This window comes from Pseudomonas sp. S8 (assembly GCF_050473925.1).
In the GTDB taxonomy this organism is placed as follows: domain Bacteria; phylum Pseudomonadota; class Gammaproteobacteria; order Pseudomonadales; family Pseudomonadaceae; genus Aquipseudomonas; species Aquipseudomonas parakoreensis.
Window position 1 is genome coordinate 295,328 of the sequence record NZ_JBFDVZ010000016.1, and the last position, 15,646, is coordinate 310,973.

Genomic DNA, 15,646 nt, shown 5'->3' on the forward strand with positions numbered 1-15,646 from the left:
TGGTTTGGCTGTCCTTGTGTTTGAATGATCAGGGCGCGTGATGTGCGTACTAAGTCGTAAAGGGAATGGTTTTAAATCAATGGGTTGTTGCTTAGATAGCGGGTTACGAAAAACATCAACACCGCACCGGTAACCATAAAGACTGGAGTGCTCAGCTTTGGTGCGTCTTTTTTGCCCTGGGCATGTTCTATTGCGTGCTTGAGATATTTGTAGGCTTTAAAGGCGGAGAGCATGGCTATCAACGCCGCTGCGATCTTTATAAATATCGGCTGTTCTCTCAAGTAGATCAGATAACCACTTGCGAATAGAGTAAAAGCGATGCCTGCGATTCCCGTTGCAGCAAGAATTCTTATAAAGAATTTTTTCATTGTTTACAGCTCCTTGGCGATTTTGCCTCTGGCCCCATCAGATTTTTACTTCGGATCCAATTTGTCCGCACTTTTTAGAGGTGTGACGGAGTGATGTCAAGGTGATATCTCTTTTTCCACGGATTGCCCGGCGCTTTTCACGCCAATTCCAACCGACTGTTCTCGTCACAGGGTTGAAATTTCTTTATGAAAAGATGTTTCCGGCTGTTCATATCAGCCGTAACTGGAACAGGTAATCAAACGCAAGGAGCGGGTCCATGAAAAAGCTGTTTACAATTCTGGCGCTGATCGCGCTGACGGCCGGTAGCATCGGCCTGAGTTCGGCGCGTCAGTCGCACGCCAGCAAGGTGCAAACGGAAGCGGTGGCGGGGCAGTTCGATTACTACCTGCTGACGCTGTCCTGGTCGCCGACCTTTTGCCTCACTCACAAAGATGACGTGCAATGTTCCGGCAAGGGCTACGGCTTCGTATTGCACGGTCTGTGGCCGCAATACGCCAATGGCGGCTGGCCGGAATCCTGCCCACCATTGACCACGCTGTCGGCGGCGGAGACGACCAAAGGTCTGACGCTGTTCCCGACCAAAAAACTGCTTGATCACGAATGGTCCAAGCACGGCACTTGCAGCGGTCTGGGCGCGATGGGCTATCTGGATGAGGCGGACAAAGCGGTGAGCGCGGTGAAGATCCCGCAAGAGCTGCAGCCGTTCAGTTCCTCGTATTATTTCGAAGCCCAGGAAATCGCCGACCTGTTCCGCAAGGCCAACCCGGGGATCCCTGCCAATGGCATCGCGGTGATCTGCAGCGGCCCGGAACTCTCGGAAGTGCGGGTATGCATGGGCAAGGATCTGCAGTTCGGTGCTTGCGGCAAGGGCGTGAAGACCCAGTGCCGGGCGGGGGATATTCGGGTGCCGCCGTCGCGTTGATGTGAGTGGTTTGCACGAATGAAAAAGGCGCCTCGATCGGGCGCCTTTTTTTGCCTGGAGGTTTGAAGCACCCTGGAAATTCACGCATGCTTGCGCCCCCAAAAGGATGACCCGCAACACTGCAAGGAGCTGTTCATGAGCGGAAAACCCGCCGCCCGCGTCACCGATCCGACCGCCTGCCCACTCCCGGGACATGGCACCAATCCGATTGCCAGTGGCTCGCCGAACGTGAATTTCGACGGCTTGGCGGCTGCACGAATGACTGATAAATCAGCGTGCGGCAGCCCGATTACTGGCGGCGTTTCTTCGACGGTGTTTATCAATGGCTTGAACGCCGCGACCCTGGACAGCACCGGAGGGCACGGCAATGTGGTCATTGGTGGATCCGGCACGGTCATCATTGGTGACACGGTAACAGCGGCACCTTTCAGTGGTTTGCTGCCGATGCCGGTGCATTTCACGGACAAGTTGAAACTGGTCAATGACGTGACCGGTGAGCCCATGATCAATCATCCCTACGTGATTCAGCGCGCAGATGGGCGACTGGAACACGGGGTGTCTGACGCTAACGGGTTCACCCACGAAGTCAGCTCGCACCTGCCTGAAACCATCAAGCTGTTTCTGGAGGAGTGAGGCATGGCGGCTGAAACAGTAACGTGCGCGAAAGGCAACAATTACAAGTTGCACAAGGAACATGCGCTGATGGACAAGAAGGATGTCAGTGACAAGCCTGTGCCGGTGGAGAGTACCAAGGCGATTGTTGTTTTCGTTGGAGGCGCCGGGGATAAGGAACGTTATTATTTTTCGGGGCCTTATGGAAACATCCAAGAGGCACGGAAGGATTTTGATGAGCGCACGACAAGCTTGGCTAAGGAGGGTAAATACAAGTCTGAGTGGCTGGGCTACAACGAAGTCAGAGGAAAACAGGATATTCAGCGTCATGTCCTGAGTCTGATTCCCTACAAGAGCTGTCCTGTCTATATCGTGGGTCATAGCCTCGGCGGTTGGAATGGTGCGCATCTGACAAAGATCATGTCGCAATGGGGTTACCGGATTCAGATGCTTATTACCCTTGATCCCGTGGGTGAAGGGGCCCTGGTCTGGTTGGGTTCTGATATTTATCGCGAGCGTCCTGATCCAATTGCTGCCGATTGGATCAATATCAAAGCAATGCCAACTAAAAGAGATTCGTCAGATGGAGTCGCTGATTTTGGTGAAAAGTGGCTTATCTCATGTGGCCCTTCATTGAACGTCAATGTAGACACTAATCATGCAAATGCATGGGGGTTGTTTACTGCCCGTATCGCAGGGAGCAAATCGGCAGCCGATATGCTTTTTGATTCAATCATGAAGGATTTTCCATGATGTACAGGTTACTACTTTGCGGCTTGCTCGCTTTCTGCTCTGGTTGTGCGAAGGATCACACAAAGCCTCCGGCAAACCTGAGCTTCGAGTCTGTGGAAAGAGAAAAGTCGCTGCTATACGTCATCCGGTATCAGTCGGACGTTGATGTGTTGGATCTTTTTGATCGCGGAGAGCGAGTTGGGGTGATTTCGGGCATGCTTCATTGCGCATTGGCGGATGATCATGATTTCTCAGTAGGCAAAGCCATACAGTTTTCCGCCACCGGTTTGATACGCTCGGAAAAAAATGAAAACAACAAGGCCAAGTTTTCCTATCTCACTCGCGCATTCTTGAGTGAAACTTCAAGCAACCGGAGTTCTGAAAGAAATCTCTCGGTGGCAGAGCTGAATCAACTCCTCGCCAACAAACAACAAATCCCCTGCAAAGTCGTCGTCACCGCGTATGGCTATAAACCCTACTACTCAAACACCATGAACCTGCCGGTCGCGGATTTGCTGCGGGAAATCAACAAACCCCGATAGCTGCCACTGGTGCCCTGCGCGAATGCCCTGCGCAGATACGCGAGGGCGATCACCTGCAAAACGACCTCTGAAAATAAATCGCGGCGCGGCGTTCATCCAAATCCCTCGCGCGCCGATACAACGGGGCGGGCGTGTGTAGGCGCGGCGGGTTTGCCGTGCGCATCCCGGTGGGCTACGCTCACAAAAAGTAAGGGTTTCGGGCTGCGGCCCCTGTCGTACCTGCCCAGGACACGTTTTTGCCAATCCCCATTCACGAACCGCATCAAACTCCCGGCACGCTTAAACGCCTGCCGTTGCGTAAGGCGGCAGCGCTGTTCATCGTTGCGGTGTGCCTGTGCCTGTCCGGCTTGCTTTATTTGCAGCTGGAGCAGACGCGGCGTCAGGACCTGGCGAACGCGCAGGTTGCCTCCACCAACTTGACCCGAGCCATGGCGCAGCAGGCCGAAGACACGTTTCTGGCTGCCGATCTGGTGCTCACCAGTCTCGCCGACTGGGTCGAGGACGGCGGATATGGCGCCGCGCAACGACCACGCCTGCAGCAGACCTTCGCCCGTCGGGTGCAGCAACTGGAACAGCTGCACGGCATGTTCCTGTTCGACCGCGAGGGGCAGTGGGTGATCACCTCGTTCCCGGACTTGCCTCGTGGCAACGGCGTGGCCGACCGCGAGTACTTCAAGTTTCACCAGCAAAACGTTTCTACCGTGGCGCACATCGGCCCGGCGATCCGCAGTCGGGAAAATGGAGAGTGGATCATTCCGATCTCGAAGCGCATCAATGACCGCGCCGGCAACTTTCAGGGCGTGCTGATGGCCGGGATCAAGATGGCGTACTTCGACCGCTTCTTCAAAAGCTTCAGCCTCGATGATAGCGGCATCATGTTTCTCGGCCTCAAGGACGGCACCCTGCTGGCGCGGCGGCCGTTCGACGAGAGCCTGATCGGCTCGTCGCTGGCGCGGGGCAAGATCTATCAGAAGCTGCTGCCTGAAGCGCCGGCCGGTACGGCGATGATCAGATCGGTGGTCGACGGCGTGGTGCGTTTATATGGCTACCGGCAGCTGACGGCTTACCCGCTGGTGGTCGCGTCCGCCTCTTCGCGCGACACGATTCTCAAGGGTTGGTCCGAGCGGGCCTTTCAGTCCAGCGTGATTGTGGCGCTGGTGATCCTCGGCGTCGGCCTGTTCGGCTGGGTGTTCATTCATCAGGTGCGTGACGGTGAGCGCATCGAGAAAAACTTGCGCAGGGCGCAGCGCGCACTGGAGCAGATTGCGACTCATGACAGCCTGACCGGACTGGCGAACCGGCGGCTGTTCGAGCAATCGCTGGACATCGAATTCGCCCGCGGTGCACGGCAGTCGAGTCCGGTCGGCCTGATCATGCTCGATATCGATTTCTTCAAACGCTACAACGATGCCTACGGCCATGTGGCGGGGGATCATTGCCTGACCCAGGTGGCCCAAGTGCTGAAGAACAGTTGCCAGCGCAAGGCTGACCTGGCAGTACGTTACGGCGGCGAAGAGTTCGCGGTGCTGCTGCCGGACACTGACATCAACGGCACGCTGGCGATTGCCGGGCAGATCCGCCGCAGCGTGATGGACAAGCGCATCACCCACAGCGGTTCGCCGACCGGCTACCTGACGGTGAGCCTGGGTTGCTACGCGTTTGTGCCCAGCGGAAACGACAGCCTGGAAGAATTTATCCAGCGTGCCGACGCGGCGTTGTATCAGGCGAAAAATGCCGGGCGTAATCGCGCGGCGGTGTTGTCGCTGGAATCGGAGGTTGCCGAGTTGATGCGTTCGGATCGCTGAAGTTTCAGCGCTCCAGCAGAGGAGAGGGAGCAAACTCCCTCTCACAGGCCTCATCACTCACCGTAACGCCGGTTCGTTCAGCTGCCCGAGCCACCGCCCGCACCGCCGGTCCCGCCGCCCGCCGCACCGGTGCCGCCGCCAGCCCCCGAACCAGAACCCATGGCGCCGCCGTTGGTGCCGGTGCCATTGCCAGATCCGGGGCTACCCGCGCCGTTACTGCCGGCCGGTGCGCCTGGGGTGTTGTCCGGTGGTTTGGGCGTGCTTTTGTTGACGTCGGGGTTGGTGCTCGATGTACCGGAACTGTCGTTCGCCGCGAAGCTGGCAGCCGAAGTCGTAGCCAGCAGGCCGGCGAGCAACAAAGAAGTGAGTGTACGGGTAGTCATGGTACGTCTCCAGAAAGGGGCGGTTACCTGACGTTGGTCTGACACGTTTACCCGTTGGTGCCGATTGGCTGACGAGCGGTTATCGAGCTGCAGTATCGATCATCAGTCGCGGCCGGTTGATCCGATGCAACCACCGGCGCCGCCACAGGGTCACAATTTTCCCACCTTGTTCGCCGGAGCCTGGACGATGAAAAACCTGCGGATCGCCACGTTCAACGTCAACGGCCTGCGCGCACGCTTGCCGAACCTGCTGGAATGGCTCAAGCGCGAGCAACCGGACATCGCCTGCCTGCAGGAGCTCAAGTCGGTCGACAGTGCGTTCCCGGTAGCTGAACTGGAAGCCGCCGGTTACGGCGCGATCTGGCACGGGCAGGCGTCGTGGAACGGCGTGGCGATCCTCGCTCGCGATGCGGAGCCGCTGGAGAGCCGTCGCGGTCTGCCGGGCGATCCCGAGGACAAGCACAGCCGTTATCTGGAGGCGGCGGTGCACGGTGTGTTGGTCGGCTGTCTGTACCTGCCCAACGGCAACCCGCAGCCGGGGCCGAAGTTCGACTACAAACTGGCCTGGTTCGAGCGCTTGATCCGCTACGCCAAGGATTTGCAAAGCAGCGATCATCCGGTGGTGCTGGCCGGCGATTACAACGTGGTGCCCACTGACATGGACATCTATAACACCCGGTCCTGGCTCAAGGATGCGCTGCTGCAACCCGAAAGCCGCGAGTGTTATCAACGGCTGCTTGATCAGGGCTGGACGGATTCGCTGCGTCATCTGTATCCCGACGATCGCCTCTACACCTTCTGGGATTACTTCCGCCAGCATTGGCAAACCAACTCCGGTCTGCGCATCGATCATCTGCTGCTCAATCCGGCACTCAGTCCGTACCTGCACGAGGCCGGCGTCGACGCCTGGGTGCGTAACGAACCGCACGCCAGCGATCATGCGCCGACCTGGATTCGCATCGGTTCGCGCAAGCGGCGGTAGCGCTGATTGGCGAAATCAATTGTCGGAGTCGGGGCCCGATCCCGTATACATGTCGGCCAGCGGCGCAACGATCCGCGGCCACATGCAAAAGGACTGAGCAATGAGCGAGCCACGTCTGGCGAATCCGACGTTGTACCTGCAACACCTGGGGTTCGACATCCCACCGCCCCCCACACTGACAACCCTGCGGCAGTTGCAGTTGCGCCACACCGGCGTCTTTCCCTTCGAGAACCTGTCGACGATCACTGGCGCGCCGGTGCTGATCGATCTGGCGTCGGTCGAACAAAAGGTTCTCCACGGTGGCCGGGGTGGTTACTGCTACGAACTGAATAGTCTGTTTCTGGCGTTATTGCTGGAGCTGGGCTTCGACGCCCGTGGCATCTCCGGGCGTGTGGTGCTGGCGCAACCCGAAGGCACCTGGACGGCCCGCACGCATCGCTTGAGCCTGGTGATCATCGACGGCGAGCGTTACATCACCGATGTCGGCTTCGGTGGCATGGTGCCGACCGCGCCGTTGCTGCTCGATACCGAGGCTGAACAACCGACGCCGCACGAGTCCTATCGCATCGAGAAACAGGCCGATGGTTACATGCTGCGCGCCAATGTCGCCGGTGAATGGCGCGCGATGTACCTGTTTGATCTGCAACGCCAGGAAGACATCGACTACACGCTCGGCAACTGGTACGTCTCGACCCATCCCGAATCACCGTTTGCTCAGCGGTTGATGGTTGCGCGCACCGGCGATGGCTGGCGCCGGACCCTGAACAACGGCAGTTTCGCGATTCATCATATGGGTGCCGCCAGCGAGCGACGCGAGGTGGCGGATGTTGATGAACTGCTTGAAGTGCTGGAGCAGGAGTTCGGCTTGCGCCTGCCTGACCAGCCGCCTGTGCGCCAGTCGCTGGCGCGGATGCTCGTACCGGCCTGATCTCAGGGCTTGGCCTCCGGTTCCAGCACCCGGCGGATTTCCCCGACCGCCGCCGACAGCTTTTTTTCCAGACTCTTGAGGTCGGCGGCGGTGATGCCTTTCTTGAATTGCCCGGAGTGGTGCGGCTCGACGTCCTGCGTTTTGCTGCCAGCCTCCAGCAGGGCATGGCGCAGGGTGCTGTTGATCACGGTCTGATAACCGAACCCTTCGTTTTCCGCCACGCTGCGGGCGGCTTCGATGACCGCGTCATCGAGCATGATGGTGATGCGGGTCTTGCCCTTGGCGGGCGCCAAGGCACCGCGTTTGCCCTGCGAGAAGTCGTATTCGTCTTTCATTGTTCAAGCCTCCAGAAAGTAAGCGCAACGCTCGCTCTGTGTGGCGACACGTGCAGAAATGATTCGTACGACGTTGGCTTCGCGATAACTGTACGCAACCACCAGCAAACGCCCTTTGCCATCGAGGCCGAGGGTGATCCAGCGCTGTTCGTCATGGTCGTTGTCCTCGATCGTCAGCGCGCGCTCGTCGTGAAAGACCGGCTCGGTCTCGGCAAGGCTGACACCCCTGTGCTTGAGTTTGTTGGCTGCGTTCTTGCTTTTGTCGTACTGAATTTCGAATGACTTCATTATGCATACTTTATATGTATAAAAAAGGGCGCCAATGCACCGCTGGTCGCCATGAACACTTCAGCCTAGTGCGATAAAACCCGGGGGCAGGAGGGGATGTGTTGCCGGATTTGTGGGAGCTAGAGGTGGCGGGATAGAAGCTTGGGTGGCTACCTATCCATTATGTGACCGATAAGTTGTATACAACTCTATGGACATTTGTCCCGAGTATTGAATACAGTGTGCGCATAACAAAAACCAGGGAACCCCCCACATGAAAACGCCCCATGTTTCACACCAACGGCCCGAGGACGAAAATCTCGGGGTCGGCGCGAATATGGCTTACGGCCTGCAACATGTTCTGACCATGTACGGCGGTATCGTTGCGGTGCCACTGATCATTGGCCAGGCGGCCGGGCTGTCGCCGGCGGACATTGGTTTGTTGATTGCTGCTTCATTGTTTGCGGGGGGGCTGGCAACACTGCTGCAAACCCTGGGTCTACCGTTTTTTGGCTGTCAGTTGCCGCTGGTGCAGGGCGTGTCGTTCTCCGGTGTGGCGACCATGGTCGCGATCGTCAGCAGTGGCGGGGAGGGCGGCTTCCAGTCGGTGCTGGGCGCGGTGATTGCCGCGTCGTTGATCGGCTTGCTGATCACCCCGGTGTTCTCGCGAATCACCAAGTTTTTCCCCCCGCTGGTCACCGGTATCGTGATCACTACCATTGGTCTGACGCTGATGCCGGTGGCGGCGCGCTGGGCCATGGGTGGCAACAGCCATGCGCCGGACTTCGGCAGCATGCAGAACATCGGGCTGGCGGCGGTCACGCTGGTGCTGGTGTTGTTGCTGAGCAAGGTCGGCAGTTCGACCATCTCGCGTCTGTCGATCCTGTTGGCCATGGTGATCGGCACGGTGCTGGCGGTGTTCCTCGGCATGGCGGATTTTTCCGGTGTCGCTCAAGGGCCGATGTTCGGCTTCCCGACACCGTTCCACTTCGGCATGCCGACTTTCCACTTCGCCGCGATCCTGTCGATGTGCATCGTGGTCATGGTGACCCTGGTGGAAACCTCGGCGGACATTCTGGCGGTCGGTGAGATCATCGGCACCAAGGTCGACTCCAAACGCCTGGGCAACGGTTTGCGCGCCGACATGCTGTCGAGCATGTTTGCGCCAATCTTCGGATCGTTCACCCAAAGCGCCTTCGCGCAGAACGTCGGGCTGGTGGCGGTGACCGGGATCAAGAGTCGTTATGTGGTGGCCACCGGCGGTATCTTCCTGGTGATCCTCGGCCTGCTGCCGTTCATGGGTCGGGTGATTGCCGCAGTGCCGACCTCAGTGCTGGGCGGTGCCGGTATCGTGCTGTTCGGTACGGTGGCGGCGAGCGGCATCCGTACGCTGTCGAAGGTCGATTACCGCAACAACGTCAACCTGATCATCGTCGCGACCTCGATCGGCTTCGGCATGATCCCGATTGCCGCACCGAACTTCTACGATCATTTCCCGAGCTGGTTCGCGACCATTTTCCACTCGGGCATCAGCTCGTCAGCAATCATGGCGATCGTGCTCAACCTGACCTTCAACCACTTCACCGCCGGCAACTCGGACCAGCAGTCAGTGTTTGCCGCAGCGGAAGAACGCACTCTGCGTTATCGCGACCTGGCGGCGCTGCGTGAGGGTGACTACTTCAGCGACGGCAAGCTGCACGATTGCGATGGCAAAGAAGTGCCGGTAGTCGAGCCTGATGACCACGATCATGGGCATGGGGCGCCGAAGGTGCAGGTGAAGAGTGGCGAGCATGTCTGATCGCTGACTGGATGAAAAAGGCCGATCTGTTGTGAGACAGATCGGCCTTTTTGGTTTGAAGAGCAAAAGATCGCAGCCTGCGGCAGCTCCTACAGGGGGAGCGCATTCCAAATGTAGGAGCTGCCGCAGGCTGCGATCTTTTGATCTTTTGGACTTTCGAGCGCCCACAAAAAAGCCCCTGAATCTTTCGATTCAGGGGCTTTGCTATTTGGCTCCACAACCTGGACTCGAACCAGGGACCCAATGATTAACAGTCATTTGCTCTACCAACTGAGCTATTGCGGAATTGGTGCGTATGTTACTGATTTAAAAAGACTAGTCAAGCTTTGCCGATTCTTTTTTTGCCGAACGGCTGTCAGCCGCCGAATGTAAGGGTGCCCATCAGCAGCTTTGCGTACAACGCCGTGGCCGCCAGTTGCACCAGCCACAGGGCGAGACCGCCGAGAAACACCCCGGCGGCGACTTGCAGCACCAGGCTTTTTTCGCGTCTGGCCGGGGCGCGGGGGATGAAGTCATCCAGGTCGTCTCGGTCGGCGCGCAGGTTGTCGTTTTTCATGTGGGTTATTCCTGGATATATACGAAACCTGTGGGAGCGAGCCTGCTCGCGAAAGCATCGGATCAGTCGCCATGATCTTTGGCTGATACACCGATTTCGCGAGCAGGCTCGCTCCCACAGTTCAGATTTGTATGCAGTTTAGAGGGAATGTTGCATTCCTTCGGACAAATAAAAAACGGGAAGCCCCAAGGCTTCCCGTTTTTTATTGCCAGGCGAATCAGATGACCTGAACGATCGCATCCGTTACCGCTTTGATGTTGCTCTGGTTCAGTGCCGCGACGCAGATGCGGCCGGTGTCCAGGGCGTAGATGCCGAACTCGTTACGCAGGCGATGCACCTGTTCGGTGGTCAGGCCGGAGTAGGAGAACATGCCGCGCTGACGGCCGACGAAGCTGAAGTCACGCTGCGGGGCTTTCTCGGCCAGCAGGGCGACCATCTGCTCGCGCATGCCGCGAATGCGCAGACGCATTTCTGCCAGTTCGGCTTCCCACTGGGCGCGCAGTTCCGGGCTGTTCAACACGGCGGCGACAACGCTGGCACCGTGAGTCGGCGGGTTGGAGTAGTTGGTGCGGATCACGCGCTTGACCTGCGACAGCACGCGCGCGCTTTCTTCTTTCGATTCGCTGACGATCGACAGGGCGCCCACGCGCTCGCCGTACAGCGAGAACGACTTGGAGAACGAGCTCGAAACGAAGAAAGTCAGGCCCGATTCAGCGAACAGACGCACCGCTGCGGCGTCCTCGTCGATGCCGTCGCCGAAACCCTGGTAAGCCATGTCGAGGAACGGCACGTGACCTTTGGCCTTGACCACGTCCAGCACATTCTTCCAGTCGGCCGGGGTCAGGTCGACGCCGGTCGGGTTGTGGCAGCAGGCGTGCAGCACAACGATCGAGCCGTTCGGCAGGGCATTGAGGTCGTCGAGCATGCCGGCACGGTTCACGTCGTGGGTGGCGGCGTCGTAGTAACGGTAGTTCTGCACCGGGAAGCCAGCGGTTTCGAACAGCGCACGGTGGTTTTCCCAGCTCGGGTCGCTGATCGCCACGACGGCGTTCGGCAGCAGTTGCTTGAGGAAGTCGGCACCGATTTTCAGCGCGCCGGTACCGCCGACAGCCTGAGTGGTGACAATGCGACCGGCAGCGATCAGCGGCGAGTCGTTACCGAACAGCAGCTTTTGCACGGCCTGGTCGTAGGCGGCGATGCCGTCGATCGGCAGGTAGCCACGGGAGGCGTGCTGAGCAGCGCGAATGGTTTCGGCTTCGATCACCGCGCGCAGCAGGGGAATTCGCCCCTCTTCGTTGCAGTAAACACCTACACCCAGGTTGACCTTGGTGGTCCGGGTATCGGCGTTGAATGCTTCGTTGAGGCCCAGGATTGGATCGCGGGGTGCCATTTCGACAGCGGAGAACAGGCTCATTATTACGGCGGCTCTGAATGGAGAGTGGAGGGACGTGTCGCGCTCCAGCCGAATGCACTAGAGCGGTGCACAAACGGGGAGCTAGTATAGAGGCCATTACTGAGCAATGGCGACAGGCGATTCAGCTTTTCCGGCAAGTTTTTCCGATTATTTCTTGACCGTTAGTCGATTGACTCTGTCAGAGACTTTACCGGATGTAGGACGTTTGCCTTGAAAGGCGAGGCAATCGGCTCCACATTGAGCACAATCTTCGTTTTTCCTTGGGCGACAACGGTCGTTTGCGGTCATCCCCGCGGCTCGGCTGTTTTCTGCGCGAGCCGCGATCCCAGAGGTGTGTATGTCCGAATTCCAGCTAGTCACCCGCTTCGAGCCCGCCGGCGATCAGCCGGAAGCGATTCGCCAATTGGTCGAGGGCATCGAAGCCGGGCTGGCGCACCAGACGCTGCTCGGTGTGACCGGCTCGGGCAAGACCTTCAGCATCGCCAACGTCATTTCCCAGGTACAGCGTCCGACGCTGGTGCTGGCGCCGAACAAGACCCTCGCCGCGCAACTGTATGGCGAGTTCAAGGCGTTCTTCCCGAACAACGCCGTCGAATATTTCGTTTCCTACTACGACTACTACCAGCCCGAAGCCTATGTGCCGTCGTCCGACACCTTTATCGAGAAGGACGCGTCGATCAACGACCACATCGAGCAGATGCGTCTGTCCGCGACCAAGGCGTTGCTCGAGCGCAAGGACGCGATCATCGTCACCACGGTCTCGTGCATCTACGGTCTCGGTAGTCCGGAAACCTATCTGAAGATGGTGCTGCACGTCGATCGCGGCGACAAACTCGATCAGCGCGCTCTGCTGCGGCGTCTGGCGGACCTGCAATACACCCGCAACGACATGGATTTTGCCCGGGCGACGTTCCGCGTGCGCGGCGACGTGATCGACATTTACCCGGCCGAATCCGATCTGGAAGCGATCCGCATCGAGCTGTTCGATGACGAGGTCGAGAGCATTTCCGCGTTCGACCCGCTGACCGGCGAAGTCATCCGCAAGATGCCGCGCTTCACCTTCTATCCGAAGAGTCACTACGTGACGCCGCGCGAGACCCTGCTCGACGCCATCGAGGGGATCAAGGTCGAGCTGCAGGAACGTCTCGAATACCTGCGCAGCAGCAACAAACTGGTGGAAGCCCAGCGCCTGGAGCAGCGCACCCGATTCGACCTGGAAATGATCCTCGAACTGGGTTACTGCAACGGCATCGAAAACTACTCGCGCTACCTGTCCGGGCGTCCTGCCGGCGCCGCGCCGCCAACGCTCTATGACTACCTGCCGGCCGACGCCTTGCTGGTGATCGACGAATCCCACGTCAGCGTGCCGCAAGTCGGCGCGATGTATAAGGGCGACCGTTCGCGTAAAGAAACCCTGGTCGAATATGGCTTCCGCTTGCCGTCGGCACTGGACAACCGGCCGATGCGTTTTGACGAGTGGGAAGGGGTCAGCCCGCAGACGATTTTCGTCTCGGCGACGCCGGGCAACTACGAGGCCGAACACGCCGGGCGCGTGGTCGAGCAAGTGGTGCGCCCGACCGGCCTGGTCGACCCGCAGGTTGAAGTGCGCCCGGCGCTGACCCAGGTTGACGACTTGCTCTCGGAAATCACCAAGCGCGTGGCGGTCGAGGAGCGGGTGCTGGTCACCACGCTGACCAAACGCATGGCCGAAGACCTCACTGATTATCTCGCCGACCACGGCGTGCGCGTGCGTTATCTGCACTCGGATATCGACACCGTCGAGCGGGTCGAGATCATCCGCGATTTGCGCTTGGGCACCTTCGATGTGCTGGTGGGGATCAACCTGCTGCGTGAAGGTCTGGACATGCCGGAGGTGTCGCTGGTGGCGATCCTCGATGCTGACAAGGAGGGCTTCCTGCGTTCCGAGCGCTCGCTGATTCAGACCATCGGCCGGGCCGCGCGCAACCTCAATGGCCGGGCGATTCTCTACGCCGACCGCATCACTGGTTCGATGGAGCGGGCGATTGGCGAGACCGAGCGTCGTCGCGACAAGCAGATTGCCTTCAACCTCGCCAACGGCATCACGCCCAAAGGGGTGTTCAAGGACGTCGCCGACATCATGGAAGGCGCCACTGTGCCCGGCTCGCGCAGCAAGAAGCGCAAGGGTATGGCCAAGGCTGCCGAAGAAAACGCCAAGTACGAAGCCGAACTGCGCTCGCCGAGCGAAATCACCAAACGCATTCGCGCGCTGGAAGAGAAGATGTACCAGTTGGCGCGGGATCTGGAATTTGAGGCAGCGGCGCAGATGCGCGATGAGATTGCCAAACTGCGTGAGCGGCTTTTGGCGGTTTGAAGCCTGATGCTAAACCTGTAGGAGCTGCCGGAGGCTGCGATCTTTTGATCTTGTTTTTTACAATCAAAAGCAAAAGATCGCAGCCTTCGGCAGCTCCTACAGGGTTGTGTTCAGTTTAATGTGCTTCCCCAGCCTTCAGCCCCTCTGGCAATTTTTTGGTCAACAAAATCGCCAACATGCTGATTCCCAGCGCAATCCCGACAAAGTGAAACGCGTCGTTGTAGGCCATGATCAGCGCCTGCTGATGCACGATCTCGCTCAACTTGCCCAACGCCGCCGTGTCACTGCCAAAACGGTCGGTCATCGACGCCAGCCGCTCGGCCACTTGCGGATTGGTCGGCACCACCGCCTCACGCAAATAATCGAAGTAAGTCTTGGTCCGTGCATCCAGTAGCGTGGCGAGCAGGGCAATGCCGATCGCGCCGCCGAGGTTGCGCAGGATGTTGAACAGACTCGACGCCGATCCCGCGTCCTGCGGCAGGATGTATGCGGTAGCGATCAGCGAAATGGTCACCATGATCAGCGGCTGGCCCAGCGCCCGGATGATCTGGATCTGATTGAACTGCGGCCCGGCGAAATCCGGGTTGAGCACTCCCGACGAAAAACTCGCCAACCCGAACAGTCCGAAGCCCAGGGTGCACAGCCACTTCGGTGAAACGAACTTCATCAGCTTCGGCACCAGCGGAATCAGGAACAGCTGCGGCACGCCCATCCACATGATCACTTCGCCGATTTGCAGGGCGTTGTAGTTCTGGATCTGCGCCAAGTACAGCGGCAGCAGATAGATCGAGCCGTATAAACCGACGCCCATGCCGAGGCTGGAAATGCTCGACAGGCCGAAGTTGCGATTGCGCAGGATGCCGAGGTTGATCAGCGGGTTGGGTTTGGAGATCTGCACGATGACGAAGGTGATCAGGCTGAGGAGGGCGATGCTGCCGAGGGTCACGATCAGGTTCGATTCCAGCCAGTCCTTGCGGTGGCCTTCTTCGAGAAAGACTTGCAGGCAGCCGAGGCCGACACCCAGCGTGAGAATCCCGGTGTAGTCGGTGCTTTTCAGCAGCTCCCAGTGCGCTTCTTTCTTCTCCAGTCCGTACATCAGCCCGGCGATCATGATCAGCCCCGGCGGGATGTTGATGTAGAAAATGTATTCCCAGCCCCAGTTTTCCGTGAGCCAGCCGCCGAGGGTCGGGCCGATGGATGGGGCGAAGGTCGCGGTCATGGCGAACATTGCCATGCCTTTGGCGCGATGGTGTTCGGGGAGTTTGATCAGGGTCAGGGTGAATGCCAGCGGGATCAGTGCACCACCGGTGAAGCCCTGCATGGCGCGAAAGACGATCATGCTTTCGAGGCTCCAGGCCATCGAGCACAGCAGCGATGACACCAGAAATCCCAGCGACACCCACACCGCCAGCCGTCGTGCCGAGAGCAACTGCACCAGCCACGCGGTCAGCGGAATCATGATGATTTCCGCCACCAGATAGGAGGTGGAAATCCATGAGCCTTCTTCCAGTGTCGCCGACAGCGCGCCCTGAATGTCCTTGAGCGAAGAGTTGGTGATCTGAATGTCGAGCACTGCCATGAAGGCGCCAAGCATCACGCTCATCACCGCGATCCAGTCCCGCCGGGTCGGTTCGCCGACCGGGCGGAT

16 protein-coding genes and 1 tRNA gene are annotated in these 15,646 nt (G+C 58.9%); 9 read left to right on the plus strand and 8 right to left on the minus strand.

The features are described 5' to 3' along the window. Nucleotides 1-71: 71 nt before the first annotated feature. A complete protein-coding gene (locus AB1J88_RS02640) occupies nt 72-368 on the minus strand; it encodes a hypothetical protein (protein ID WP_086793235.1) in 297 nt (98 codons plus the stop codon). A gap of 257 nt (nt 369-625) precedes the next feature. On the opposite strand from AB1J88_RS02640, the gene AB1J88_RS02645 reads away from it, so the two are divergent. From AB1J88_RS02645 to AB1J88_RS02665, 5 genes are all read left to right on the plus strand, one after another. Beyond that, the gene (locus AB1J88_RS02645; protein ID WP_430290128.1) at nt 626-1,291 is read left to right on the plus strand and encodes a ribonuclease T2; all 666 of its coding nucleotides are present in this window, start codon (nt 626-628) and stop codon (nt 1,289-1,291) included. Nucleotides 1,292-1,426: 135 nt separating this feature from the next. Next, the gene (locus tag AB1J88_RS02650) at nt 1,427-1,924 is read left to right on the plus strand and encodes a PAAR domain-containing protein (RefSeq protein ID WP_003226482.1); all 498 of its coding nucleotides are present in this window, start codon (nt 1,427-1,429) and stop codon (nt 1,922-1,924) included. A gap of 3 nt (nt 1,925-1,927) precedes the next feature. Continuing rightward, nucleotides 1,928-2,656: an alpha/beta hydrolase gene (locus tag AB1J88_RS02655; RefSeq protein WP_430290129.1), complete on the plus strand. Its 729-nt coding sequence runs from the start codon at nt 1,928-1,930 to the stop codon at nt 2,654-2,656. Next, nucleotides 2,653-3,177 carry a hypothetical protein gene (locus AB1J88_RS02660; RefSeq protein WP_086793230.1) on the plus strand — a complete coding sequence of 175 codons (525 nt, stop codon included), beginning with the start codon at nt 2,653-2,655 and terminating at the stop codon, nt 3,175-3,177. Before AB1J88_RS02655 ends, AB1J88_RS02660 begins: the two co-directional genes overlap by 4 nt. A gap of 236 nt (nt 3,178-3,413) precedes the next feature. Next, on the plus strand, nt 3,414-4,982 hold the full coding sequence (locus AB1J88_RS02665) for a sensor domain-containing diguanylate cyclase (RefSeq protein WP_430290130.1): 1,569 nt from the start codon (nt 3,414-3,416) through the stop codon (nt 4,980-4,982). A 77-nt stretch (nt 4,983-5,059) separates the two neighbouring features. On the opposite strand, the gene AB1J88_RS02670 is transcribed toward AB1J88_RS02665, so the two are convergent. Further along, nucleotides 5,060-5,365, minus strand: a complete 306-nt coding sequence (locus AB1J88_RS02670) for a hypothetical protein (RefSeq protein ID WP_086793229.1) — start codon at nt 5,363-5,365, stop codon at nt 5,060-5,062. A 187-nt stretch (nt 5,366-5,552) separates the two neighbouring features. Between AB1J88_RS02670 and xth the strand changes: the two genes are divergently transcribed. Together xth and AB1J88_RS02680 are read left to right on the plus strand one after the other, a co-directional pair. Further along, a complete protein-coding gene (gene xth / locus AB1J88_RS02675) occupies nt 5,553-6,347 on the plus strand; it encodes an exodeoxyribonuclease III (RefSeq protein WP_430290131.1) in 795 nt (264 codons plus the stop codon). Between the two features lie 100 nt (nt 6,348-6,447). After that, entirely contained in the window at nt 6,448-7,275 is an 828-nt protein-coding gene (locus AB1J88_RS02680; RefSeq protein WP_430290132.1) for an arylamine N-acetyltransferase family protein, read from the plus strand. Between the two features lie 2 nt (nt 7,276-7,277). On the opposite strand, the gene AB1J88_RS02685 is transcribed toward AB1J88_RS02680, so the two are convergent. Both AB1J88_RS02685 and AB1J88_RS02690 read right to left on the minus strand, forming a co-directional pair. After that, nucleotides 7,278-7,610, minus strand: coding sequence for a BrnA antitoxin family protein (locus AB1J88_RS02685; RefSeq protein ID WP_430290133.1), 333 nt, complete (start codon nt 7,608-7,610; stop codon nt 7,278-7,280). Nucleotides 7,611-7,613: 3 nt separating this feature from the next. Further along, nucleotides 7,614-7,898, minus strand: a complete 285-nt coding sequence (locus AB1J88_RS02690) for a BrnT family toxin (protein ID WP_430290134.1) — start codon at nt 7,896-7,898, stop codon at nt 7,614-7,616. A gap of 253 nt (nt 7,899-8,151) precedes the next feature. Here AB1J88_RS02690 and AB1J88_RS02695 point away from each other — a divergent pair, with 253 nt between their 5' ends. Then, complete coding sequence (locus AB1J88_RS02695; protein WP_198758560.1) at nt 8,152-9,675, plus strand: nucleobase:cation symporter-2 family protein; 1,524 nt, start codon at nt 8,152-8,154, stop codon at nt 9,673-9,675. Nucleotides 9,676-9,884: 209 nt separating this feature from the next. Here the strand turns inward: AB1J88_RS02695 and AB1J88_RS02700 are convergent. From AB1J88_RS02700 to AB1J88_RS02710, 3 genes are all read right to left on the minus strand, one after another. Then, nucleotides 9,885-9,960: transfer RNA gene (locus AB1J88_RS02700), tRNA-Asn, on the minus strand. Between the two features lie 70 nt (nt 9,961-10,030). Next, nucleotides 10,031-10,231 carry a hypothetical protein gene (locus AB1J88_RS02705; protein WP_198758559.1) on the minus strand — a complete coding sequence of 67 codons (201 nt, stop codon included), beginning with the start codon at nt 10,229-10,231 and terminating at the stop codon, nt 10,031-10,033. Nucleotides 10,232-10,448: 217 nt separating this feature from the next. After that, nucleotides 10,449-11,645: an amino acid aminotransferase gene (locus AB1J88_RS02710; RefSeq protein ID WP_025111170.1), complete on the minus strand. Its 1,197-nt coding sequence runs from the start codon at nt 11,643-11,645 to the stop codon at nt 10,449-10,451. Between the two features lie 337 nt (nt 11,646-11,982). Between AB1J88_RS02710 and uvrB the strand changes: the two genes are divergently transcribed. Beyond that, complete coding sequence (gene uvrB, locus AB1J88_RS02715) at nt 11,983-13,998, plus strand: excinuclease ABC subunit UvrB (RefSeq protein WP_108183251.1); 2,016 nt, start codon at nt 11,983-11,985, stop codon at nt 13,996-13,998. 115 nt (nt 13,999-14,113) lie between these two features. Here uvrB and AB1J88_RS02720 read toward each other — a convergent pair whose 3' ends face one another. Further along, the gene (locus AB1J88_RS02720) at nt 14,114-15,604 is read right to left on the minus strand and encodes an MDR family MFS transporter (RefSeq protein ID WP_430292653.1); all 1,491 of its coding nucleotides are present in this window, start codon (nt 15,602-15,604) and stop codon (nt 14,114-14,116) included. Between the last annotated feature and the right edge of the window lie 42 nt (nt 15,605-15,646).